Origin of the sequence: Aurantiacibacter sp. MUD61 (assembly GCF_027912455.1) — a bacterium.
In the GTDB taxonomy this organism is placed as follows: Bacteria; Pseudomonadota; Alphaproteobacteria; order Sphingomonadales; family Sphingomonadaceae; genus Alteraurantiacibacter.
This window is the reverse complement of sequence record NZ_CP115446.1, coordinates 2,043,917-2,067,075: the sequence shown is the minus strand read 5'-3', so window position 1 is coordinate 2,067,075 and position 23,159 is coordinate 2,043,917. Positions and strand designations below refer to the sequence as shown.

The 23,159-nt window shown below is 61.0% G+C and carries 27 protein-coding genes and 1 pseudogene; 12 read left to right on the top strand and 16 right to left on the bottom strand.

Annotated features, from left to right (window positions below):
* Nucleotides 1-252 precede the first annotated feature (252 nt).
* Entirely contained in the window at nucleotides 253-483 is a 231-nt protein-coding gene (locus tag O2N64_RS09895) for a hypothetical protein (RefSeq protein ID WP_271077444.1), read from the bottom strand.
* Nucleotides 484-557: 74 nt separating this feature from the next.
* On the opposite strand from O2N64_RS09895, the gene O2N64_RS09890 reads away from it, so the two are divergent.
* Both O2N64_RS09890 and O2N64_RS09885 read left to right on the top strand, forming a co-directional pair.
* On the top strand, nucleotides 558-1,460 hold the full coding sequence (locus tag O2N64_RS09890; RefSeq protein ID WP_271077443.1) for a DMT family transporter: 903 nt from the start codon (nucleotides 558-560) through the stop codon (nucleotides 1,458-1,460).
* A 74-nt stretch (nucleotides 1,461-1,534) separates the two neighbouring features.
* Nucleotides 1,535-1,663 (top strand): Entericidin EcnA/B family protein, encoded by a 129-nt coding sequence (locus O2N64_RS09885; RefSeq protein WP_271077442.1) that lies wholly within the window; start codon nucleotides 1,535-1,537, stop codon nucleotides 1,661-1,663.
* A gap of 69 nt (nucleotides 1,664-1,732) precedes the next feature.
* Here the strand turns inward: O2N64_RS09885 and O2N64_RS09880 are convergent, their stop codons facing one another.
* From O2N64_RS09880 to O2N64_RS09835, 10 genes are all read right to left on the bottom strand, one after another.
* Complete coding sequence (locus O2N64_RS09880; protein WP_271077441.1) at nucleotides 1,733-2,326, bottom strand: DUF938 domain-containing protein; 594 nt, start codon at nucleotides 2,324-2,326, stop codon at nucleotides 1,733-1,735.
* Nucleotides 2,323-2,793, bottom strand: coding sequence for an ABA4-like family protein (locus tag O2N64_RS09875; protein WP_271077440.1), 471 nt, complete (start codon nucleotides 2,791-2,793; stop codon nucleotides 2,323-2,325). The genes O2N64_RS09880 and O2N64_RS09875 overlap by 4 nt, the downstream gene beginning before the upstream one ends.
* Nucleotides 2,790-3,500 carry an NAD(P)H-binding protein gene (locus tag O2N64_RS09870; RefSeq protein WP_271077439.1) on the bottom strand — a complete coding sequence of 237 codons (711 nt, stop codon included), beginning with the start codon at nucleotides 3,498-3,500 and terminating at the stop codon, nucleotides 2,790-2,792. Before O2N64_RS09870 ends, O2N64_RS09875 begins: the two co-directional genes overlap by 4 nt.
* Entirely contained in the window at nucleotides 3,493-4,653 is a 1,161-nt protein-coding gene (locus O2N64_RS09865) for a deoxyguanosinetriphosphate triphosphohydrolase (protein WP_271077438.1), read from the bottom strand. Before O2N64_RS09865 ends, O2N64_RS09870 begins: the two co-directional genes overlap by 8 nt.
* 94 nt (nucleotides 4,654-4,747) lie before the next feature.
* Nucleotides 4,748-5,440: an aspartate/glutamate racemase family protein gene (locus O2N64_RS09860; RefSeq protein WP_271077437.1), complete on the bottom strand. Its 693-nt coding sequence runs from the start codon at nucleotides 5,438-5,440 to the stop codon at nucleotides 4,748-4,750.
* Between the two features lie 71 nt (nucleotides 5,441-5,511).
* On the bottom strand, nucleotides 5,512-6,984 hold the full coding sequence (locus O2N64_RS09855; RefSeq protein WP_271079638.1) for an NAD(P)(+) transhydrogenase (Re/Si-specific) subunit beta: 1,473 nt from the start codon (nucleotides 6,982-6,984) through the stop codon (nucleotides 5,512-5,514).
* A 98-nt stretch (nucleotides 6,985-7,082) separates the two neighbouring features.
* A complete protein-coding gene (locus O2N64_RS09850; protein WP_271077436.1) occupies nucleotides 7,083-7,364 on the bottom strand; it encodes an NAD(P) transhydrogenase subunit alpha in 282 nt (93 codons plus the stop codon).
* A gap of 1 nt (nucleotide 7,365) precedes the next feature.
* Nucleotides 7,366-7,749: a hypothetical protein gene (locus O2N64_RS09845; RefSeq protein ID WP_271077435.1), complete on the bottom strand. Its 384-nt coding sequence runs from the start codon at nucleotides 7,747-7,749 to the stop codon at nucleotides 7,366-7,368.
* On the bottom strand, nucleotides 7,746-8,867 hold the full coding sequence (locus tag O2N64_RS09840; RefSeq protein WP_271077434.1) for an NAD(P) transhydrogenase subunit alpha: 1,122 nt from the start codon (nucleotides 8,865-8,867) through the stop codon (nucleotides 7,746-7,748). The genes O2N64_RS09845 and O2N64_RS09840 overlap by 4 nt, the downstream gene beginning before the upstream one ends.
* A 19-nt stretch (nucleotides 8,868-8,886) precedes the next feature.
* Nucleotides 8,887-9,009: an aa3-type cytochrome c oxidase subunit IV gene (locus tag O2N64_RS09835; RefSeq protein WP_271077433.1), complete on the bottom strand. Its 123-nt coding sequence runs from the start codon at nucleotides 9,007-9,009 to the stop codon at nucleotides 8,887-8,889.
* A gap of 194 nt (nucleotides 9,010-9,203) precedes the next feature.
* Between O2N64_RS09835 and O2N64_RS09830 the strand changes: the two genes are divergently transcribed.
* Entirely contained in the window at nucleotides 9,204-10,622 is a 1,419-nt protein-coding gene (locus O2N64_RS09830) for a sigma-54-dependent transcriptional regulator (protein WP_271077432.1), read from the top strand.
* A 173-nt stretch (nucleotides 10,623-10,795) separates the two neighbouring features.
* On the opposite strand, the gene folP is transcribed toward O2N64_RS09830, so the two are convergent.
* Nucleotides 10,796-11,908, bottom strand: a complete 1,113-nt coding sequence (folP, locus tag O2N64_RS09825) for a dihydropteroate synthase (protein ID WP_271077431.1) — start codon at nucleotides 11,906-11,908, stop codon at nucleotides 10,796-10,798.
* A 334-nt stretch (nucleotides 11,909-12,242) separates the two neighbouring features.
* On the opposite strand from folP, the pseudogene O2N64_RS14425 reads away from it, so the two are divergent.
* Nucleotides 12,243-12,338, top strand: a pseudogene (locus O2N64_RS14425) (SEC-C metal-binding domain-containing protein); the annotation flags it as partial.
* Between the two features lie 33 nt (nucleotides 12,339-12,371).
* Nucleotides 12,372-13,400, top strand: coding sequence for a hypothetical protein (locus O2N64_RS09820; RefSeq protein ID WP_271077430.1), 1,029 nt, complete (start codon nucleotides 12,372-12,374; stop codon nucleotides 13,398-13,400).
* A gap of 2 nt (nucleotides 13,401-13,402) precedes the next feature.
* On the opposite strand, the gene O2N64_RS09815 is transcribed toward O2N64_RS09820, so the two are convergent.
* Entirely contained in the window at nucleotides 13,403-14,560 is a 1,158-nt protein-coding gene (locus tag O2N64_RS09815) for a site-specific DNA-methyltransferase (protein ID WP_271079637.1), read from the bottom strand.
* Between the two features lie 228 nt (nucleotides 14,561-14,788).
* Here O2N64_RS09815 and O2N64_RS09810 point away from each other — a divergent pair, with 228 nt between their 5' ends.
* Entirely contained in the window at nucleotides 14,789-15,481 is a 693-nt protein-coding gene (locus tag O2N64_RS09810) for a sulfotransferase family protein (protein WP_271077429.1), read from the top strand.
* A gap of 17 nt (nucleotides 15,482-15,498) precedes the next feature.
* Here O2N64_RS09810 and O2N64_RS09805 read toward each other — a convergent pair whose 3' ends face one another.
* From O2N64_RS09805 to O2N64_RS09795, 3 genes are all read right to left on the bottom strand, one after another.
* Nucleotides 15,499-16,404, bottom strand: a complete 906-nt coding sequence (locus O2N64_RS09805; protein WP_271077428.1) for an oxidoreductase — start codon at nucleotides 16,402-16,404, stop codon at nucleotides 15,499-15,501.
* A gap of 67 nt (nucleotides 16,405-16,471) precedes the next feature.
* Entirely contained in the window at nucleotides 16,472-17,392 is a 921-nt protein-coding gene (locus tag O2N64_RS09800) for a calcium/sodium antiporter (protein ID WP_271077427.1), read from the bottom strand.
* A gap of 9 nt (nucleotides 17,393-17,401) precedes the next feature.
* A complete protein-coding gene (locus tag O2N64_RS09795) occupies nucleotides 17,402-18,040 on the bottom strand; it encodes a ribonuclease HII (RefSeq protein WP_271077426.1) in 639 nt (212 codons plus the stop codon).
* Between O2N64_RS09795 and O2N64_RS09790 the strand changes: the two genes are divergently transcribed.
* From O2N64_RS09790 to O2N64_RS09765, 6 genes are all read left to right on the top strand, one after another.
* On the top strand, nucleotides 18,039-19,238 hold the full coding sequence (locus O2N64_RS09790; protein ID WP_271077425.1) for a PQQ-dependent sugar dehydrogenase: 1,200 nt from the start codon (nucleotides 18,039-18,041) through the stop codon (nucleotides 19,236-19,238). The two genes, O2N64_RS09795 and O2N64_RS09790, sit on opposite strands and share 2 nt — an antisense overlap.
* 92 nt (nucleotides 19,239-19,330) lie before the next feature.
* Nucleotides 19,331-19,846, top strand: coding sequence for a GNAT family N-acetyltransferase (locus O2N64_RS09785; RefSeq protein ID WP_271077424.1), 516 nt, complete (start codon nucleotides 19,331-19,333; stop codon nucleotides 19,844-19,846).
* 26 nt (nucleotides 19,847-19,872) lie between these two features.
* Nucleotides 19,873-20,424: a DUF1285 domain-containing protein gene (locus O2N64_RS09780; RefSeq protein ID WP_271079636.1), complete on the top strand. Its 552-nt coding sequence runs from the start codon at nucleotides 19,873-19,875 to the stop codon at nucleotides 20,422-20,424.
* Nucleotides 20,421-21,023: a CoA pyrophosphatase gene (locus tag O2N64_RS09775; protein ID WP_271077423.1), complete on the top strand. Its 603-nt coding sequence runs from the start codon at nucleotides 20,421-20,423 to the stop codon at nucleotides 21,021-21,023. The genes O2N64_RS09780 and O2N64_RS09775 overlap by 4 nt, the downstream gene beginning before the upstream one ends.
* A complete protein-coding gene (locus tag O2N64_RS09770; RefSeq protein ID WP_271077422.1) occupies nucleotides 21,016-22,197 on the top strand; it encodes a CCA tRNA nucleotidyltransferase in 1,182 nt (393 codons plus the stop codon). The genes O2N64_RS09775 and O2N64_RS09770 overlap by 8 nt, the downstream gene beginning before the upstream one ends.
* A 244-nt stretch (nucleotides 22,198-22,441) precedes the next feature.
* On the top strand, nucleotides 22,442-22,936 hold the full coding sequence (locus O2N64_RS09765) for a hypothetical protein (protein WP_271077421.1): 495 nt from the start codon (nucleotides 22,442-22,444) through the stop codon (nucleotides 22,934-22,936).
* The last annotated feature ends 223 nt before the right edge of the window (nucleotides 22,937-23,159 follow it).

Below are 23,159 nucleotides of genomic sequence, written 5' to 3'. Positions count from 1 at the left end.
CTTCGTCCTCGCTAGATGCGCTTCGCTCCGCTACGCGCCCGCTGCGGGCGGCCGTTCGGCCTTGCGGGCTGGTCGCCCGTGCTCCGCGACGCCGATCAAATGGAGCGCTAGTCTCGCTGGCCGCAGGCTAGCGACAGCGAGCAAACGCGAAGCCCGCAGGTGCCGCGCAGGCGGAACGCAGTCCCGCCGGAGCGAACAGCACCGAGGACGCGACCACGGATGTGGTCGCATGAGACAAACTCACCCAACTATTCACCCCCGGATCCACCCGACCACACCGAACGCACAGAGCGCCAGCCCTGCGAACAGGCTCAGCGCGCCGATATCGCGCCATGGCATGATGCCCACCGCATCGGGATGTTTGCGGCGTGAGCGCCTGCGATCGCCAAGTGCGGAGATCGCCGAAAGCGTCAGCAAGGCTGCGCCTGCCATCACGTAGCGTGTCGCATCGCTCGCAAACAGGATGAAGTCGGGCCAGTGCATTTTGCGCCATATGGAGGTGCCCTCGCCTACCGACAATGCTTGATCGCGCCGCGCGCAAGCCTATGGGCAGATGCGTGAGCGAAGATGCAAATGACCGGCCGCTTCTGGCCCTGCTGATCAGGCTGCTGGGCATTGCTGGTTTCGCGCTGATGGCGGCGCTGATCAAGCTTGCTTCCGAAAGCGGCGTCCACTTGCTGGAAATCGTGTTCTGGCGGCAATTCGTCTCGCTGCCACTGCTTATGGGATTTGCCCTCGCGACAGGCGGGCTCGCACAATTTGCGACGAAGCGTCCAAGGGCGCATGCCATGCGTGCGATCTATGGCATCGCCGGAATGGTGCTGAATTTCGGAGCAGTGATCCTCCTGCCCCTGGCCGAAGCGACTACCATTGGGTTCACCGCGCCCATCTTCGCCGTGATCCTCTCAGCGATCCTTCTCAAGGAAAGCGTCGGAATATGGCGCTGGTCGGCTGTTTTGGCGGGCTTTGCCGGGATTGTGATCATTGCGCAGCCGGGCGGCGGAGCGATCCCCTTGGAAGGCGCGCTGGTGGCGCTGGGCGCTGCTTTCATGATCGCGCTCATCTCCATCCAGATCCGCGACCTGGGGCGGACTGACAAGCCGATCGTGATCGTCTTCTGGTTCAGCCTTGCGACTGTTCTGGTGATGCTGCCCGCGCTGTTTTTTGTGCATGAGCCGCTGACGCAGCGCCAATGGCTGCTGTTGCTGGGCGTTGGCCTGACCGGAACCTGGGGACAGGTTCTGATCACCGTGGCCTTGCGCTTCGGCAAGGTTTCAAGCGTGATCGTGATGGATTACTCCAGCCTGATCTGGGCGACGCTTTACGGCTGGCTTTTCTTCGCGGTTCTACCCACCACCAGCCTGTGGTTTGGCGCTCCGCTGGTGGTTGCTGCGGGTGTCACTATCGCGTGGCGAGAAAACGTCCTGCGCAAGCAACGCTTTGTCGCAGATGCGCCGTGACGGGGAACCTGCAGGGCTTTGCTGAATTTGATTCCCTGCTAACGTCCCACCTTCGGGACGTGAAAGGACCATTTATGGCACGCAAGATTGTTATCGCGCTCACCGCGAGCGTTTTCATGCTTACCGCCACGGCTTGCAACACGGTGCGCGGCATCGGCCAGGATCTGGAAGATGTTGCAGACGATGCGGATGAAGCGATCTGAATCCAACCAGACCATCAACTCCCACGGGGAGAGCGAAACGCCCGCGAAGCAATTCGCGGGCGTTTTCATTTACGTGCGGCGGTAGACGATCGTGAGATTGTTGGCGGGCATTTCGTGTCGCGCAACGCGGCAAAAGCCGGAAGCCTTCGCGGTCGCATCGATGTCGCCGAGACGTCTTAGGCCCCAATCCGGATTGCGCATCCTCAAGCTTTGATCGAACGCGATATTCGATGCGGCTGTCTCAACATCCGCTTCAATGAAGGGTCCGTAGAGGATCACCGGCGCGCCCTCTTCCAAAAGCGACGCCGCATGGCGGAAGAGCGCCTCAGTCGATTCCCAAGGACTGATGTGAGCCATGTTGGCGCAGAATATCGCATCGGCGCTTTCTACGGGCCAGTCGCTGTCCGTGGTAGCGAAGTGAGCCGGAGCGGCCAGATTGGGCAAATCAGCATCCTGCCGATAGGCGGAGATCGATGCCACGGCTTCCGGGTCAGGGTCGCTCGGCACCCAGCCCAACTTCGGGAACATGCGCGCGAAATGGAGAGCGTGCTCGCCGCTGCCGCTGGCGATCTCCAGAACAGTACCTGCATCGGGCAACTCGGCCTGCAATACCGCGGCAATCGCGTCCCGATTGCGCTCAGTAGCAGGAGCGTGGCGTTTCAATTGACTTTGCGCAGGCCAGCCGCTGCGCGTGCCCGCCTTTCGCGAATGATGAACCACAAGAGCAATCCGGCAGGGCCCGCCATGAAGGTGAGCGCAAGCACAGGCGCCTGAAGGATGCGCGAAAAGCCCTTCGCATCGGCATCCTTGGCGATCCACAGTCCGGCAAAGAGGTCTAGCGCCAGATAGTGAATCCAGCCGATCACAATGCCACCGTCACTCGTAAAGAGAGCGCGCACGCCCGCGATACTGGTGAAGCTGCCACTCACATCGCTTTCGGTCACCGGCACCGGGTCGACGGAGCCACTCACCACCAGCGCCATGATCGACGCATAGGCAAGGCAGAGCAGCCCGACACCGGCGTAGAACACAAATGCCAAGGGGAACGGCTTTCGCGGCAGGAGGATGAGCACAAGCCACATCAGCAATGCCCACCCATTTGCCAATTGGAAGATTGTGTCCCAGCTCATTTCCCGCCCCCTTCAAATTTCTCAAGTTTTGCGATCAGGCGCTTTAGCCCCTCGTGCTCATGGACGAATTGCCCGGCAGGTTTTTCCCACACGCATTGCAGGGCCGCCGCGGCCAGATCGCTTGCACGGATGGAGCGATATTTGCTCCAGGAGCCCTGCAGAAACAGGTCCATGATAGGGGCGAGCAATTGCCCGAGGCCTTCAAGGAAACGCGTATCTCCTTGCCGCTTTCCGCGCAGCAGACCGGGCCGCAGGATATCGAGCCGCCGGAATTTCAGCGCCTTCAGGTCCCGCTCGACCTCGCCCTTGGTGCGCAGGTAAAAATTGCGCGTTCCGGTATCCGCACCGACCGATGAAACATGCACAAAGCCCGTCGCCCCGCCCGCTTTGGCCGCGCGTGCGACGTCCATCACAAGATCATGATCGACGGCGCGGAACGCCTCTTCACTACCCGCCTTCTTGATCGTGGTGCCGAGCGCACAAATCACGGTATCCGGCTCGATCATCCTCACGACTTCGCCCCAGTCCTCGCTATCGGCAAGCACCAGTTCCATCCGCGCACCGTCGGGAAATTGCATTTCGCTTCTCGCGAGACCCTGCAGCGCAAGCTTTGGCATATCGATCGACCGCGCGATGACATTGCGCCCGACAAGGCCGGTCGCGCCGACCAACAGGACGCGCTTTCTCGTGGCAACCGCTTCAGACATTTGAGAGGCCCTCCGGTACGTTGCCGAAAATCTTCGCATATTGGCGGATGGCGAAATAGTCGGTCATGCCCGCGATATAGTCCGCGATGTGGCGACCACGCGCGGGTTGGTCACCGGGCAGATTGCCGTGCCACTCGGCATTCATCAGGTCAGGCTGCTGGTCATAGGCGGCATAGAGCCGCGCGATTACATCCTTGGCTCTGTCGGCAGTGCGCATCTGCTCTTCGTGGTGATAGAGGCGGTCATACATGAAGCGTTTCAGCTGTCGTTCCTGCTGCGCCATTTCGGGCGAGAAGCGCGCGATGGGACCGCCCGCGCCGCGCACCTGTTCTATGGTGTCCACGCCCTTCAGCCCTTCGCGGGTCGTCTCCAGCAAATCATTGACCATCACGCCGATCTGCGTGCGGGTGAATTCGCGCAACAATTCGGTCTGCGTTGCGCGGGGGAAGCGACCTTCCACCTCGCGCCAAAGATCGGCGAGGAAATCGAGCGTCAGCAAATCGTCGAGATCGAGAAGGCCGGCCCGCACGCCATCATCGATATCGTGATTATCGTAGGCGATATCGTCCGCCAGCGCAGCGACCTGCGCCTCCAGCGAGGGCCAGAGCGAGAGATCCAGCGGCACGGCGGCGTTGAGTTCGGCGAGAGCCCATTGCGGATTATCGACCGGGCCATTGTGTTTGGCGAGCCCTTCCAGCACTTCCCAACTGAGGTTGAGCCCTTGAATCCCGATATATGGGCTGTCGAGCCGCATCACGGTGCGCAGCGTATGCCAGTTGTGATCGAAGCCGCCGCGCGGTTTCAGCGCTGCATCCAGAGCCTCCTCGCCCGAATGGCCGAAAGGCGGATGACCCAGATCATGCGCCAGGCACAGAGCTTCCGTCAGATCCTCGTCGAGGCCGAGGTTGCGCGCTACGACGCGGCCGATCTGCGCGACTTCAAGGCTATGCGTCAAACGGACGCGATAGTGGTCACCATCGGGAGCGATAAAGACCTGCGTCTTGCCCGCCAGGCGGCGGAAGGCAATCGAGTGGATAATCCTGTCCCGGTCGCGCTGGAAGGCGCTGCGCGGACCGCGTGCGGTGTGGCCGGGTTGGAGAAATTCGCGCCCGCGACTGGCGGCGGGATCGGCTGCATAGGGCGCGCGTGACATGGCCATGCTCGCTAAGCAAATGGCCGCTATCTGACAACGGGAACAGGGCAGGAACGCCGCAGAATTGCCGCATCACCGGCGCATCTGGCCGCGCTTATCCGCCGATAATCCATTTCGCCGCGGCATCGGCATGGATGCGCATGCAATCGTAAATGGGCAAGACATTGGCATTCACGTCGACGAGCAGTTCCAGCTCCGTATTCGCGAGAACGATGGCCTTGGCGCCGTCATTCTCCAACCGGGAGAACATGCTCTTGAGCGTGCGCTCCGAATCCTTGCGCGCCTTGCCCACCATCAGCTCTTCATAAATGATGCGGTTGAGCTCATCGGCATCGCCCATTTCGGGCGGCAGCAAGTCGACGCCATGCGCCACCAGCCTGCGGCGGTAGAAGCCTTCGGTCATGACATTGCGGCTGCCGATCAGCGCGGCTTGTTTGACGCCATCTGCCGCCATGCGCTCCCCCACGCATTCGGCAATATGCAGGATCGGCACGTCGACCTCCGCCTGCACTTCGCGATAGACCTTGTGCATGGAATTGGCGCAGATGATCAGCTGCTCCGCCCCGGCATTGGCGAGGCGCTTGGCGGAATCGATCAGAACTTTCGCACCGCGCTGCCAGTCTTCAGATGTGTCCAACTGGTAGATCTGCGCAAAATCCAGGCTTTCGATCAGCAGCGGCGCAGAAGCGCGCGGGTCGACATCGCGCTGAATCTGCCGGTTTATGCGTTCGTAATAGCGGTGGGTCGAGACCCAGCTCATCCCGCCAATCATGCCTAGCTTGCGCAAAGTTCTGCCCCTGTGATCACTGTTCGACAGGCGATTAGCGAGGCTGCGTCGGCGACACCAGCCACTTAACCCTAATCATCCAGCGCCTTGTTGATCTCTTCGACCATCTTCTTGGCATCGGAGAGCAGCATCATCGTCTGGTCCATGTAGAACACATCGTTGTCGACCCCGGCATAGCCGACACCGCCCATGCTGCGCTTGATGAAGAAAACCTGCTTGGCCTTATCCACATCGAACACCGGCATGCCGTAGATGGGGCTGGACTTGTCCGACTTGGCCGCCGGATTCACCACATCGTTCGCGCCGATGATGAACGCGACGTCGGCCTGCGAGAACTCGCTGTTGATATCCTCTAATTCGAAGACCTTGTCATAATCGACAGAAGCTTCGGCCAGCAGCACATTCATATGCCCCGGCATACGTCCGGCAACGGGGTGGATGGCGAATTTGACCTCTACCCCCTTCTCTTCCAGCAGGTCCGTCATTTCGCGCAAGGCATGCTGAGCCTGCGCCACCGCCATACCGTACCCCGGAATGATGATGACCTTTTCAGCCTGCTCCAGCATGAAGGCGGCGTCCGCTGCGCTGCCCTGTTTATAGGGGCGCTGTTCGCGCGGCTCGCCGCCATCACTTCCGCCGCTATCCGCGCCAAATCCGCCGGCAATCACACTGATGAAGCTGCGGTTCATCGCCTTGCACATGATGTAGCTGAGGATCGCGCCCGATGCGCCCACCAGCGCGCCGGTGATGATCATCGCGGTATTGCCGAGCGTAAAGCCCATCGCAGCCGCCGCCCATCCAGAATAGCTGTTCAGCATGGACACGACGACCGGCATGTCCGCTCCGCCGATGGGGATGATCAGCAGGAAGCCGATCGCGAAGGCAAGCACCGTGATCGCAACGATCAGCGGGAACGTCTCTTCCGGCCCGGTCGCCATGGCGAACATTGCGGTGAGTACCACGATTGCTGCCAGCGCGCCCAGATTGATCAGGTGGCGTGCGGGAAGCAGGATCGGCGATCCGCTCATCTTTCCGCTCAGCTTGGCAAAAGCGATGACAGAGCCCGAAAAAGTGATTGCACCGATGGCGATGCCGAGGCCCATTTCGACCTTGCTAACCGCACCGATACTGTCACCCAACAGCAGTCCGAAGGCATCCGGGTTGAGATAGGCAGCCCACCCCACCAGCACGGCCGCGAGGCCGACAAGCGAGTGAAACGCCGCAACCAGTTCGGGCATCGCCGTCATGGCGATCTTGCGAGCGATCGTGAAACCGATGATCCCGCCGATCGCAATTGCTATTCCGATCTCTGCGATATTCGCGATATCGTGCGTCACCAAGGTCGTGATGACGGCGATGGCCATGCCGATCATACCGAAGCGGTTGCCCGTGCGGCTAGTTTGCGGGCTGGAAAGTCCGCGCAGCGCGAGAATGAAAAAGACCCCAGCCGCGAGATAAGCAAGCGCCACCCAAGGGTTCACCGCACCATGAGCGGCAGCGCCGTCGGCGACTTGGACACTTGCATCATCATACCAGGTCAGCATGTCGTTGCATTCCGCAGCGCTCATTTCGGGCGTGCAATCTGCCAGTGTCGGGGCATCAGGCTGGGGAGCAGTGGCGATGGCAAGGAAGGAAAAGGTCATCACTTATCCTTCTTCTTGTACATGGCGAGCATCCGCTCTGTGACGGCGAAACCGCCGAAGATGTTCACGCTGGCGAGCACCACGGCCGCAAGCCCAAGCCATTTCGCCGAAGCCACTTCCGCTGCGGCAGCCGCAATCAACCCGCCAACGATAATCACCGAAGAAATCGCATTGGTCACCGCCATCAGCGGCGTATGCAGCGCGGGCGTGACCGACCAGACCACGTAATAGCCGACGAAACACGCCAGCACGAAAATCGAGAGGATCGAAATGAAGTCCATGTCAGTCCTTTGTTGCGGTCCATGGCAGGACAAAACCCCGCCCCTCCGACCAGCTTTGCCCCACCAGCACCGCGCCAATCAAGCAGGCTGAATGCTGATACACTCCGGAATTGTCGCTTGTGCGAAACGCTATGCAGTCACGCCCCTGCCCGCTGCCGAGCTGCCCTGCCTCGATTGCCGATCCATAGAACTCGCCGGTCACCTGGTTCGCATGTGAAAAGCGAAGCACCATTGGCTGCGAATAAGGCTCGTCGCCAAGGTTCAAACGCAGGTCAACGGTCCATTGGCCTTCCATCGGGTGTGGTGGCTCTCCTTCGCCCTCATCCTGCGCCACGGCAGGCGCAGTGCTCAGCGCGAGAGCAAAGGCGAGGAATGCCCCCCTCACCCCTGCAGCCTCTCATTCACGATCGCGCCGTCCTTGGTCAGGCGGATCGCGTCGCCGATCTCTTCATCGAGTTCAGGTGCTTTCTTCTCTTCGTCCCAAAAGGCGTTGAGGAAGTTGAACAAATTCCGGCTGAACAGCGCGCTCGCATCGGCGGCCAGATGCGCGGGCGTGTTGGAAAAGCCCATGATTTTCACACCGTGCTGTTCGACCACTTCGTCGGCAACACTGCCTTCAACATTGCCACCCTGCGCGACGGCAAGATCGAAGATCACGCTGCCCTGGCGCATGGTCGCGATCTGCGCATCGCTGATCAGGCGCGGCGCAGCGCGGCCCGGGATAAGCGCAGTAGTGATCACGATGTCCTGCTTTGCGATATGGCTGCTGACCAGCTCGGCCTGCGCCTTCTGGTATTCCTCGCTCATTTCGGTGGCATAGCCGCCGCTGCCCTCACCCTCGATCCCCTCGACATTCTCGACGAAGATCGGCTTGGCGCCCAGCGACTGGATCTGTTCCTTGGTGGCCGAGCGGACATCCGTCGCGCTCACCTGCGCACCCAAGCGCTTGGCCGTGGCGATGGCCTGTAGGCCAGCAACGCCGACGCCCATGACGAAGACCTTTGCCGCGCTGACGGTGCCAGCGGCGGTCATCATCATCGGGAAGGCGCGGCCGTAAAGATCCGCTGCGGCAATCACCGCTTTGTAGCCGGACAGGTTGGACTGGCTGGAGAGAACGTCCATGCTCTGCGCGCGGGTGATGCGCGGCATGAATTCCATCGCCAGCGCCTCGAGACCTGCCTTGGCATAGGCCTCGACACGGTCTTTCTGGCCGAAGGGATCGAAAGTCGCCGCGACCCACGCGCCTTTTTTCGCGCCGGAAAGTGCCGCAACATCGGGCGCCTGCACGCCCATCACGATGTCCGCGTCTTTCACCACGGCAGCGGCAGAGCCAAGCTCCGCGCCCGCATCGCGATAGGCATCGTCCGTAATGGTGGCGCGGATACCGGCGCCTTCTTCAACGGCCACCGTCGCGCCAAGCGCGCTCAGTTTCTTGACCGTTTCCGGGGTGGCAGCGACGCGGGTTTCGCCTGCTGCCTGCTCTTTCAGAACCGCTATCCGCATCCGCTCTCTTCAGTCCGGCTCAGGAAATCAGCAGGACGACGATGAACACGATGATCGCGATCACCGGGATCGACCACTTCGTCATGCTGATGAAGCTCGCATAGGTGCCTTTTGCGGCCTTCATATCGTGCGGATTGCTCATTGTAATTCCTGTAGCCTTTCTGGGAGCCAAGAGATGTTGGCCAATTCCTTAGATGGCGAAGTGCCTAAAGGGCAAGTCCGCTCCGCTCAAGCCCGCCCATTTCTTGTCGAACGCGCTTAATCGCCTTTTTACAAATCGCTGATAGCAAGATCGTTCAACGCCCGTTGTCGGGCCCCTTTTTTGGGTGAAAATGAATGGCCGAGGCTGAACAGCGCCTGCTGATGCTGATTGACGATGAACCGGCGCAAAGCCGGCTCGTTTCCGCGCTTGCGGGACGCGAAGGCTGGCGCACGCTCGTTGTCGGTGACAGCGAGACCGCCATCGCCACGCTCGGTACGCGGCAGGGCATGCAGCTTTCCGCCATCATCCTCGACCAATGGGTGCCCGGTGAACGCGCCTGTGAGCTGATTGCCGAGCTCAAGGAACGCCGCCCTGCGCTGCCGATCCTCATGCTCACCACCAGCACCAGCCCGCATCTTGCTGTCGAAGCGATGCGTGCCGGGGCCACAGATTACCTCGTCAAACCTGTCGCCCCCGATCGCCTGATGCAGGCACTGCGCAATGCGACGACGCGGGAGACGCCGCGCGATGAATTGACGCCGCTCGCCGAGAAGTTTGACGGCGACCTTGATTTTGACGCGATGGTCGGCACCGCCACACCGTTCCGCGATGCGCTGGCAAAGGCGGCGAAGGCTGCGCGCGGCCATGGGCATGTGCTGATCGAAGGCGAAAGCGGCACGGGCAAGGAGATGCTGGTGCGCGCCATGCATGGAGCCTCCCCCCGCGCCAAGACCGAGTTTCGCATGCTCAACATTGCCGGCGTCCCGGCGAGCAGCCTGGAATCGGTCCTGTTCGGACATGAGAAGGGCGCCTTTCCCGGTGCTTTCGAGCAGCAGACCGGCGCGATCCAGAATTGCGATGGCGGCACGCTGGTGCTCGACGAAATCGACCGTCTGTCGATGGATTTGCAGGACCGCCTTGCCGAGGTGATCGAGACCGGCCAGGTCAAGCCGCTCGGCGCGCAATACGCCTTCAAGGTCGATATCCGTATCATTGCTGCGTCAAACCTCCCGCTCGCCGATCTTGTCGCGACCGGGCATTTCCGCGAGCAGCTGCTGACCGCGCTTTCCCGCACCTCCATCGAACTGCCGCCGCTGCGCAAGCGGAGCGAGGACGTTCCTGCCCTCACCCGGCACTTCCTGGGCCGTATCGGCGAGCAGCCGGGCCTGCGCCCGCTGGGGATCACAGACGACGCGCTGCGCCTTCTCTCCGCCTTCGACTGGCCGGGCAATGTCCGCCAGCTGCAGGCCGTGCTCTTCCGAGCCGCCGTGTTCTGCGATGGTGATGCGCTGACCACCGAAGACTTTCCGCAACTGCGCGAGATCGTTGGCGAATGCGAGGCCCCCGCTACACCGATGCGTGAGAGCGCTGGGGTACAGCTCTATTGCGAGGACGGTAACCTCCGCCCGCTCGAAGACATCGAAGCCGACGTCATCCGCCTCGCCATCGGCCACTACCGCGGCCGCATGACCGAAGTCGCCCGCCGCCTCGGGATCGGGCGCTCAACGCTCTATCGCAAGCTCAGCGACCTCGGCATCGACAACGCGGCCTGATTCTAGCCCTCAAGCGCCGGGCGCGCACATCCGTGCGCTTGGCTCCTCGCAAAAGCTCGGGCGGCCGTTCGGCCTTGCCTTCGCCTTCGGCTTGGTTTCCTGCTTTCCCCCTCCTCCGTTCGTCCTGAGCTTGTCGAAGGGCGTTCACGCGATGTGGTAGCCGTAGGCAAGCCCTAAGGCTCCAATCCGCTGAAATCGGTCAGCGCCGCATCCCTCAACCCGCGCCACACATTGCGCGCCTGCACCGTCTCGAACACGTCATGCACGCGCAGCAATTGCACGCCTGCATCCATGCCGAGCTGCGCCAGTGTTAGCGAGCCGCCGACACGTTTGTGCGCGGGGACTTCATTGCTCAGCGCGCCGATCATGCGCTTGCGGCTTACGCCCAGCAGCAGCGGGCAGCCGAGCGCGTGGTACATGGGCAGGTGGTTGAGGATGGTGAGGTTGTCCGACAGCGACTTGCCGAAGCCGATGCCCGGATCGAGGACGATGCGCTCCGCCGCTATGCCTGCCCCAACCGCCCGGTCACGCGCTTGCTTGAGGAAGTCGAATACGTCGAAGGCCACCGCGCTGTAGTCGGGATCGGCGTGCAAATCCTCGCCCGTGCCCGGAGCATGCATCAGGATGACGGGCTTCCCGCTCGCCGCTGCAAACCCGAGGCTGCGCGGATCGTAGCGGAGCGCCGACACGTCGTTGATCACGTGCGCGCCTGCTTCCAGCGCCGCTTCCATCACCGCCGGTCGGCGCGTGTCGACACTCACTGCCGCGCCCATGGCGACGCAATGCTCGATCGCGGGGACGACGCGCTTGGCCTCCTCGCCTTCCCACACCGCTTTCGCGCCCGGCCGTGTGCTTTCGCCGCCAATGTCGATGATGGCCGCGCCCGCCTCGTGCATGGCGGCGGCGTGCGCTTTCATGGCGTCGGGATCGTCCATGAACTCGCCGCCATCGCTGAAGCTGTCGGGCGTGACGTTGAGGATGCCCATCACCTGCGGCTGGTCGAGCCGGATGGTGCGCCCGCCAAGCTCCATCGGCGGATGCGCCATTTGCAGGTTGGACCACTGCATCTCGCCGTCCGCGCCAAGTTCTCCCGGGAGAGCCGCAAGCGCCTCCGCCATGCTCGCCTTGGTCGCAATCCGGCGAGACACAACCGCCCCGCCCTCACGCACGATCACCGCAAACTCGCGTGCATAGGCCATGCCGCCCGCCAGCCGAATCGCATCCCCCTCGACCGCCTGCGGCCCGGTGACCATGGTGATCGGCTGGATGTAGACGCTCTGGCTCATGGCTTTGCTTTCAGTAACTTAGCGCATCGTAACGATGGGGGGTGTGACAGGTGTGACAGTGTTCTGGCGAAGAAATTTCTGGGCGTAAAAGTTGGCGCATTTGAAGCGGGCAACCGGCCTGCGATCAAGGGCTGAGCGTGGGTCATGCACCGGATTGAGCGTGGCGGGGGAGTTGTAGGAAAGGTAAATGCTGGTGCGCTACCACCGCAATCTATCGTGCTGACTAAAGACCTGCTCGGAAATCCCATTGTTGCAAGAGGCGGGTGTTTGGCTGCAAGATTTTTGAACTAATCAAAAAGTTGTTTGAGTTCTTTTTAAGTGAAGTGAGAAAACCATGCCATTCGGAGATACCCCGCTTAGTCGGTTTCGGCCTCTCGAGCCGAAACGATCAATGGGAAGAAATGAGTTGTGCTGGTGCAAATCTGGTCGGAAATGGAAGAATTGCCACCTTAGACGCGCTCAAATGAAACCACTTCCACTTAGCGCTATCTTCTCACAATTTTATCGAGAGGCGAAGAAAACAAAGCTTTGCTTTCACCCAGAAGCAGAAGAAAAATGTTCGAGTGTCTTCTCAGCAGCGCACACAATTCAAAAACGTACCGGTCTCGCGGTGCTAGCAGAACAAAACCACATACTATCGGGTCGAAATGATGACCCCCGTGATATCTCTGGTGGTCTGACCAGCATTGGAATTAATCTTGCTTCGACCTTTTACGGCTTCTGCTCACATCATGACAGTGAAACGTTCAAACCAGCAGAAACCGCAAAAGAGCCAAATCGCAATGTAGCTTTTCTACTAAGTTATAGAGCTTTGAGCTTTGAAATTTATATGAAAATGGTGGCAATTAAGACGCTTGAATTTGCAAGGGACCACATTGATCGAGGTCTAGAATTTGAACAGCAGTGTGAAAGTCAACAAGAAATCGCAGCTGGTATCTTTGGTCTATCCTTAGGGTATGATGAGCACCGCAGGTTCAAGCGAGATTGGGACACTAGCCTATTAAACGGAGACTTTAGCTCACTCGAATGGTCGTTTATACAATTCGACGGCCTTCTTCCCATTTCCACTTCAGGCGTTTTTCTGCCAGAATACGACTTCCAAGGGAGGAATCTTCAAAGTCTGGACGCTCCTGCAGGTTCCTTAGCTATGATGGGTTTCAACATACTCCCGATCAACGGAAAGACATGCGCCATTTTTGGATGGATCGACGCCAAAGAGCCTAATCGAGATTTCATAAGTTCGCTCCATCAGGTTCCTGACCATCAATTGGCTTCAGTGCTAATTCAATTCGGCTTTGACACCAGCGAGAATCTTTTTGTGAAACCAAGCTGGTGGGAAGGTCTCGATGCCAGGCGAAGAACCTACTTGGAGCGAAATTTACGATCCAGCATTCCGGGAAGCAAATGGAGTCGAGGGCTTATGCCACAGCAGCCGACGCTTCTTGAGCTTCCGATTATTTCTAGGCGAACTTGGAGCAGCGAAACCCAATAAACTCAATCCTCGCTCGCCAGCAGATACAGCCCTCTTGCCGCATCAATCGGCTTCACTTCGCCGCCAGCCTCATAGTGCCAGAAGGTCCAGCCGTTGCAGCTGGGTGCGTCCTGGATCGTCTTGCCGACGCCGTGGATTGAGCCCACTTCCTTGACCTGTCCTGAGCCTGTCGAATGGACGCATTCGATGGAGCCATCCGCGCGTACGGTCGCTTTCCAACGGCGCTTCTTGTCGAAGATTTCGGTGCCGGGTTTGAGCAGTCCTGCTTCCACCACTGCGCCGAAGGCCACGCGCGGCTGGGTCTTGCGGCTTTGCATCGTGGTGAGCGCGCTTTCATCGAGCGGCAGTTCCTTCTCGATGCGTGCGGTGGCGACCTTGCGGTAATCCGCCTCGCGTTCGCAGCCGATCCATTCGCGGCCAAGGCGCTTGGCGATCGCGCCGGTGGTGCCGGTGCCGAAGAACGGGTCGAGTACGACGTCGCCCTTCTCGGTGGTTGCCAGCAGCACGCGGTAGAGCAGCGCCTCGGGCTTCTGCGTCGGGTGCGCCTTGTGGCCCGCCTCGTCCTTCAAACGCTCGCCGCCAGAGCAGATCGGGAAGGTCCAGTCCGAACGCATCTGCAGCTCATCATTGAGCGTTTTCATCGCGCGGTAGTTGAAGTGATATTTGGATTTCTCGCCCTGCGAGCACCACAGCAGCGTCTCATGCGCATTGGTGAAGCGGGTGCCGCGGAAGTTCGGCATCGGGTTGGTCTTGCGCCACACAATGTCGTTCAGGATCCAGAAGCCGAGGTCCTGCAGGATCGCGCCAACGCGGTAGATATTGTGATAGCTGCCGATCACCCATAGCGCGCCATCGGGCTTCAGGACGCGCCTGCACTCCGTCAGCCAATCCCTTGTGAAATTGTCATAAATCTGGAAGCTGTCGAACTGGTCCCAATCATCCGTCACCGCATCGACATGGCTGCCATCGGGGCGGTTGAGATCGCCGCCCAATTGCAGGTTGTAGGGCGGATCGGCAAAGACGAGATCGATGCTCGCGTCGGGCAGCTTGCGCATCTCCTCCACGCAGTCGCCCGCCAGGATCTGGCCCAGCGGCAGGGACGCACGGACCGCGGCCTGATCGACCGTCGGAGTGCGCGTTTTCGCCTTAGGCGAGCGGATTTTCGTCAATTGGCCCACAAGGTTCCCCTCTACTTATCCACAGGGGGTAGAGTCCGCAGGAGTCCGGGGTCAAGCGGCAAATTTATCGCAAGCCCCAAGGCTTTGGGGAGAACGAAACGAGTCCGCCACAAGATATTGAGTCTGTCCAACAGCGAAGGACTCGATATGATGGGGTGTGGCCGCAAGGACTCGCCTGCGGATTTTGCAGGCCAAAGGGGGGAATTTTCGATGGCATTGAAGGTAATTGGCGCCGGTCCGGGGCGCACTGCGACGTTTTCCACTAAGTTCGCGCTGGAGCATCTCGGCTTCGGGCCGTGCTATCACATGGCAGAGGTTTTCCGCCATGCGAGCCGCAATATCGCGCTGTGGCAGGACGTCGCCGACGGTAATCCCGATTGGGACTCGATCTTCGAAGGCTTTCATTCCACCACCGATTTTCCGGCAAGCTCATACTGGCGGGAACTGGCCGAATACTACCCCGATGCAAAGGTGCTGCTGACGGTGCGCGATCCCGAAAGCTGGTTCGATTCCGTCAGCGAGACCATCATGTCAGAACGCATGCTCGGCTCGCTCGAGGGCAGCCCGCTGATGCGCATGTTCAAAGGCACCTACCTGAAGCCCTATGGGGACAGGGTGCACGACCGCGCGTTCATGACCGATTGGTATGCGCGCCATAACCAGAGTGTGATCGACACCATCCCCGCAGAACGGCTGCTGGTGTTCCATCCTAAGGAAGGTTGGGAACCGCTATGCGAATTTCTCGGCGTGCAGGTGCCGCCAGAGCCCTTCCCCCGCGTGAACAGCAGGGACGAGCTTGGCGGCGCATCGGATGAACAGGGCGGCCTGCCATCGGACCCGGCGCAGCTGGAAGCCTTTGCAGGCGGATATATCGACCAGCTGAAAGCCGGTGCGTTCGGCTGATCGGCCGCAACCCGCTGTCAGACCGAGAAATTGATCCCGGTCAGCTCTTCGGATTTCTCCCACAGGCGCTTGGCCAGGGCTTCATCGCGGGCACGCTCGCTTTTGTATGCGCGGCCGGAGGTATTGCCGCGCGCTTCCATCAGGCCGCGCGGGCCGAGGTAGTCGCCGCCTTCCGCGTTGGGATCGGTCGCCGCTTGCAAGGCGGGCAATGCGCCCTGCTCGGACGTGTTGAGCACAACTTTCATGATCGGCTGGAAGAATGCCCCGCCCTTCAGGTGACGCGTCAACTCGGACGCGGCGACACCGGGGTGGCAGGCAATCGAAGCGACTGGTGAATTGGCCGCGCGCAGGCGGCGGTCCAGTTCCAGCGCGAACAGCAGGTTTGCCAGCTTGCTCTGCGAATAGAACGGGCTCTTCGCATAGCCATTGCTCGCGTCGAGATTGTCGAAGTCGATATCGCCGCTCTTGTGCGCAATGCTCGACTGCGTGACGACGCGGCCTCCGCCGTTTTCCGCCAGCTTGCCAAGCAGCAGCGCGGTGAAAGCGAAGTGGCCGAGGTGGTTGACCGCGAATTGCAGCTCCGTCCCGGCGGTGGCGTGGGAAAGCGGCGGCATCATCACGCCGGCATTGTTGATCAGCAGGTCGATCTGCTTTTCTTTCTGCGCGGTTTCGGCGGCTTCGCGCACCGACGCGATATTGGCGAGATCGAGGTGCAGCGTGTCCACCTCCAGCCGCTCCGGCCCTTCCTTCATTTCGTTTGCCGCTTCGGCCGCCTTGTCACCATCGCGGCAGGCGAGGATCACTCGGGCGCCCTTGCGTGCAAGGTGGCGGGCGATCTCGAAACCGATACCGGTGTTGGACCCGGTGACGATAGTCGTCTTGCCGGTCTGTTCGGGAATGTCTGCGAAAGTGAAATCGGTCATGTGGCCATAGGCTCCATTTGGGAGGGATATGCCTAGGCAATGCGCTGGCGGTGCACCCCGTTCCGGATCAGGCGAAAACGAGCGCCGTATTCGCGGCAAATGCGCCGAGCAGAGCGACGCCCATCCAGCGGCTGATGTTCCTGAAATAGCGGCACAGCAGCAGCAGGAACACAGCCGATGCGAGCAGCACCGGCATCTCGATATCGATCAGCTCCGCCGAGATCGGCAGCGGTGCGATGCTCATCGTCGCGCCGCCGATCAGCAGGATGTTATAGATATTGGAGCCAACGACATTGCCGACCGCCATCTCCGCCCTGCCCTTCAGCGCGGCAGCGAGCGATGCGGCAAGTTCGGGCAAGGATGTGCCGACGGCAACGATGGTGAGACCAATCACCGCGTCGGAGACGCCGGCAAGCTGCGCCAGCTCGATCGAGCCTGCAACCAGCAATTGCCCACCCACGATCAGGATACCGACACCGCCTGCGAACAGTGCAATGGCAAGCAGCAGGCCCAGCGGCGGCGGTGAGTCGTCGTCATCAAGGTTCTCTGGCGGATGCTTCACGCGCCACACGACATAAACGACGAGCAAAGCCAGCAGCGCCGCGCCGATCCACGGGCTTGCGCCCTGCCAGATGGTGAGTGCGTAAAGCAGCGCCGTTGCCGCTAGCGCCACCACCGCATCGCGCTTACCCACGCCGTGCAGGGCGATGGGCGCAACCAGCGCGGTCGCGCCGAGGATCAGCAGCGAATTGGCAAGATTGGAGCCGACGACATTGCCCCATGCGATACCGGGCGAATCCCGCAATGCGGCCTCAACGCTGGCGACCATTTCGGGCATGGAAGTTGCCGCGCCGACGATCACGATGCCGGTCACCAGGTGTGAAAGCCCCAGCCGCTCGGCAATCGAAACCGCCCCGCGCACCAGCAATTCCCCGCCGACGAACAGCGCGACAAGACCGCCGATAATGCTTGCAATGAGAATGAACATGGCGGCGGTCTAGAGGCTCAATTCCATTTGCGCCACCGGGGCGAAAGACCTCCGGTGGAAAGGTGTTGGACCATGGACGCGCAGTGCTTCCATATGTTCCTTCGATCCATAGCCCTTGTTTCGCTCCCAGCCATAGTGCGGATGGCGCTTCGCCGCCTCCAGCATGAGGCGATCACGATACTCCTTGGCGATGATACTGGCAGCGCCGATGCAGGCCTCTTTGCCGTCCCCGCCAACGATGGGTGTCGCAGGCCAGCGCCAGCGGGTGCAGCGACCCTCTGGCGTCAGATTACCGTCGATCAGCGTGTGGAGACCGCTTTCACCCAGCTCCTCGCACAAGCGCTCCATCGCGAGGCTCATCGCGAGCATTGTCGCGCCGAAGATATTGAGCTGATCGATAGTCTCAACATCGACTACGCCGATGCCATAGGCGCAGGTTTCACGGATGCGCGTTTCGGCGGCGGCGCGCGCCTTGGCGGAGAGCTTTTTGGAATCGTTCACGCCCTCGGGCACAGGCTCGCACAGGACCACCGCGGCAGCGACGACAGGTCCTGCCAAAGGGCCGCGCCCGGCCTCGTCCACGCCAGCGACCAGCGGATTTTTGCCCAGGCGGGCACAAAAATCGGCAGAAGGCGTTCCTGACAGCATGACAAAGCATCTCCTCGCATCCGCCCTATCCCCACTCGCCATTCTGCTCGCAAGTTGCTCGGGCGCGCAATCGGGGGAAACTCCCGCGCCTTCCGCATCCTCTTCCAGTGCTATCGTAGCTGGTGAAATGGTGGAATTGCAGAGCCCCTCACCCTTCGCGGCAGAGAGCTTCGGCGAGTTGACCAACCCTTGGGCACTCGCCTTTGAGCCGACTACGGGCAATCTGTTCATAACCCAACAGTCAGGCACAATGACGTTCTTCAATCCTTCGACAGGCTCGTTCGGTGATGTCTCCGGAATGCCCGATGTCGTTTACGAAGGCCAAGGTGGCCTTGGCGCGATTGCCTTTGCCCCTGACTACGCGACCAGCAATACCATTTACATCAGCTGGGCGAAGGACATGGGCGATGATCTGACCGGCGCTGCGGTCGGTCGCGGGACGCTGGTTTGTGACAGCGATACGCAGTGCCGTGTCGAAGGCCTGACCGAAATCTGGCAGCAGAGCCGTGGCGGAGAGCGCCGCGGGCACTATTCGCACCGCATGGCCTTCTCTCCCGATGGCCAATATCTGTTCATTTCCAGCGGTGACCGTCAGGAACAGACACCGGCGCAGGACCTCTCGAACAATCTCGGCACGATCGTGCGCCTGAATCTCGATGGTACGCCCGCAGCGGGCAACCCGTTCGCCGGACAGGGATCGCCGCAGGACCAGATCTGGACTTATGGCCAGCGCAATCTGCTCGGTCTCGATTTCGATAGCCAAGGCAATCTGTGGGAGCTGGAGCATGGCCCCGCTGGCGGCGACGAGCTGAACCTTGTCGAAGCGGGCAACAATTACGGCTGGCCAACGCGCTCCTACGGCGAGAATTACAATGGCGACCCCATCCCCGACCACACGGAAGATGATGGCTTTGCCAAGCCTGCAATCTACTGGACCCCGGTAATCGCGCCGGGCGGCATGCAATTCTACGAAGGCCCAATGTTCGCCGACTGGAACGGCCATTTGCTTATCGCAAATCTGCGCACCCAATCGATAAGCCGCGTTACCGTGAATGCAGGCGCGAACAGCGCCGATGAGGCAGCGCGCTATGCCTTCCCCAACCGCCTGCGCGATATCGCCATCGCTCCCGATGGCGCGATCTGGGTGATCGAAGATGGCGAGAATGGCCGCCTGCTGAGGCTGACGCCGGAAGGCTGAGCTCCAACTCGCCCCCGCAGTCGGCACATTCCAACCGTTTTCTCGCGAAACATTTGCGCTCGCCCGCATGTGCCCCTATCGGCGCGCCGGTTATGCGTGACAATGCCAAGCTGATCCCGCTCGAAGCGGTGCCCGCCGATATGATCGAGCAATTGCTCGACCGTGCCTTTGGCCCGGATCGCCACGGCCGGACCGCATACAAGGTGCGCGAGGGGATCGATTGGCTTCCCGCACTCAGCTTCGCCGCGCTCGACGATAAGGAAATGCTGGTCGGCACCATCCAGGTGTGGCCCGTGGCGCTTACCGATCCGCAAGGCCGCCGGCATCCGATGCTGATGGTTGGCCCGGTTGCCGTTGTGCCCGAAAGGCAGAATGAAGGTTTTGGGATCGCCCTGATCGCCGCGATGACGCAGGCGATGGATGAAGGTGCCAATCTTCCGCAGGTCATGATTGGCGATCCGGACTATTACGGTCGCTTCGGTTTCACCGCCGCGCCGACGAAGGACTGGTCCGTACCCGGGCCCTATGAACAGCATCGCCTGCTGGTGCGGGCCACGAATCCGGCGATATTGCCCGATAAGGGCACGCTTGGGCCTTGGATTGGCTGACACTCTCTGGCATCGCTTGTCGCCAGATGCCTTACACTCCTCCTCCCGATCTTGCAGGCCTGTCTCTGGCCGAAATCGCCGAGCTGAGCGCGTCGCACAAATTGCCGCCAATCGATGAATGGGATCCACCCGAAACCGATCACAGCAAGATGCGCATCGCCGATGACGGCACTTGGTATCACGATGGCGGCCGCATCACGCGCCACGCGATGGTCCGCGCCTTTGCCAGCCTGCTGCGGCGTGAGGAAGACGGGCGCTATTTCCTCGTCACGCCCCACTACAAGCAGGAAATAGAGGTTGAGGACGCAGCCTTTATGGCGGTCGACTGCAAGGAGATTGATGGCGAAGTTCTCGCCTTCAGGATCAATATCGATGAGACGATTCTGGCCGGGCCCAACCACCCCTTGCGCGCATCGGGCGATCTGGAGACGCCTGCCATCTACCTGGCATATCGGCATGGCTGCGAAGCGCGGATCGATCGTTCCACATGGTTGCAATTGGCCGGAATCGCACTTGCCCAGGGCGATGGCACCACAGTCACGAGTAAAGGCGAGAGCTTCTCGCTGCTTCCAGAATGAGCGCACTTTTCGATCGCCTGACGCATTTGTTCGGGCAAACCGAGCATATCGGCATCGAAGGCATTCGCGACGATAGCGCGTGGGTGACCCGCGAACCCCGCGATGCGGCGGTGCTGATGGCCGTGACTGATCGCGATGAGCCCGGCCTGCTGCTGACGCATCGCCCCAAGACCATGGCTGCACATCCGGGGCAGGTGTCCTTCCCCGGCGGCAAGCTGGAAGATGGTGAGGACGTTATCGCCGCTGCCCTGCGCGAAGCGGAGGAGGAGCTAGCCATTCCGCCGTCATCCGTGCGCGTGGTCGGCGCGGGCCATCGCTTCATGACGGGGACCGGCTTCAACCTCACCCCGGTGCTCGGCCTCGTCCCGCATGATCTGGAAATCACTCCTGACCCGCGCGAAGTCGATGGCTGGTTCGAAGCGCCGCTTCGCTACGTGCTCGATCGGCGCAATCATGTCGCCAAGACCGGCCTGTTTGGCGGGCATGAATTGCCCTACACCGAAATCACATGGGAGGGTCATCGCATCTGGGGCATTACCGCCGGGATTATCGCAAATCTGTCGCATCGGCTGGCGTGGGAGGAATTGATCGGTGACTAAGCTGCCCGCAGCAGACTGGACACAGCGCGAAGACCTCGCGCAGCTCGTCAGCGTGATCGGCGCGGAGAATATGCGCTGGGTGGGCGGCGCGGTGCGCGATACGCTGCTGGGCGCAGATGTGCGCGATGTCGATGCCGCGACCACGTTGCTGCCCGATGCCGTGATGGAAACGCTTAAAGCGGCAGGGATCAAGCCCATTCCCACCGGCATCGATCACGGAACAGTCACCGCAGTGCTGCCCGAAGGCAATGTCGAAATCACGACGCTGCGCAAGGACGTGGCGACCGATGGCCGCCGTGCGACCGTAGCCTTTGCCAGCGAATGGAAGGATGACGCTGCGCGGCGCGATTTCACCATCAATGCGCTGTTCGCCCATCCCGATACGCTGGAAATCTCCGATTACTTCGGCGGGCTGGAGGATCTGGCGGACCGGCGGGTGCGATTTATCGGCGATGCACGCGAGCGCATCCGCGAGGATCACCTACGCATCCTGCGATATTACCGGTTCCAGGCTCGCTTCGGCGCAGCTCTGGATGAGGAAGCGGAGAACGCCTGCGCCGAGCTCGCCTCCACTCTGAAAGGCCTCAGCCGCGAACGGGTGGCGATGGAAATGCTCGCCCTGCTGGCTTTGCCCGACCCGTCAGACACAGTGCACCGCATGTATGATCGCGGAGTGCTGGCCGAGGTTCTGCCCGAAACGGGAGCGGAGCAAATCGATCGTCTCGAAACCCTGATTGCGTTCGAAAATGCGCAAAAGGCGGTTGGCGATCCTTTGCGCCGACTTGCTGCGCTTTTGCCCCCCGATCGCAAGCTGGCAGAACAGGTCGCCGCACGTCTGCGTCTTTCCAACGCAAATCGCAAAACGCTCGCGCGTCTGGCTGACGGGCTTCCGGACTGGTCGCCAGACGCCGCTGCCGTGCGCGCCCTCGCCTATCGCGAGGGGGACGATCAGGCGCGCGATCTCTTGCTTCTGAACGGTGTTTCCCCCGCCCCGCTGGACGATTGGGAAGTTCCTGAATTTCCTCTGAAAGGCGGCGCAATTGTGGCGCGCGGCGTGGGCGCAGGGCCGGAAGTCGCGCGCATTCTCCAGGCGGTCGAACGGCGCTGGATTGCCGAGGGTTTCCCATCCGCCGATCGTGTCGACGCATTGCTGGATGAAGAGCTTTCGCGCTGAATCCCACCTGTTCGCATGTGCGGCATATAGGTTGAAATCAGTCACGAAATTGGTCAGGGAACATTCAGAAGGTATCGTCTATTACCTTTGTTAACGGGAGCGCGCCTTTGGGCGTGCAGAGTGTCTACCCCCATCGGGGTGTGCCACCCGCTTGAACAATCCGGCATTTATCGGAGCAATCCGGTCGGACGAATTTTAATAGCCGGACGGCGTTCGCACGTCGTCCGAATGAAGGGAAACTTTTATGCGTATCGCTTTCGCTGCCGCAGCTGCAGCAATCGCTTTTTCCACCCCCGCCATGGCTCAGGACGTCGGCACCGACATCGTGGGCAATGATGATGCCGTGATCGGCACTGTCGAGCAGAACGACGGCACCACCGTGGTTGTGAACACCGGCACCTATCAGGTTCCGCTGGGCACCGATGCTTTCGCCGAAACCGATGGAGTGTGGACGCTGAACACCACCAAGGCCGAACTCGAAACCGCCTACGGCCAGATCGTTGCCGAAGCTGAAGCAGCGCTTGCCGCCGCTCTGGTTCCGGGCACCGCCGTTGCCACCGCTGACGCACAGACGCTCGGCGTGATCGAAGAAGTGGGCGAAGATGCCGTTCTTCTCGCCGACGGTGAAGAGCGCATCGCACTGCCGCTCAACCTGTTCGCGCTGGACGCTGAAGGCGCACTGATCGTGCTCGCCAACCACGCCGACATCATGGCCGCTCTCGAAGCGCAGGCTGGCTAAGCTTTTTCAGCTTATCGAATTGAAGAACCCGGCGGAGCGATCCGCCGGGTTTTTCTTTGGAGTTGTTGTTTTGCGAAGCCGCATCCGCGGCTTCGTCCTCGCTAGACGCGCTTCGCTCCGCTACGCGCCCGCTGCGGGCGGGCATTCGCCCTAGGTCGGTCGCTGGTCGCTCTCGATCCCGGCGCTTCCTGACTACGGTGTCGCGGAGCACGCTCGGCGACCA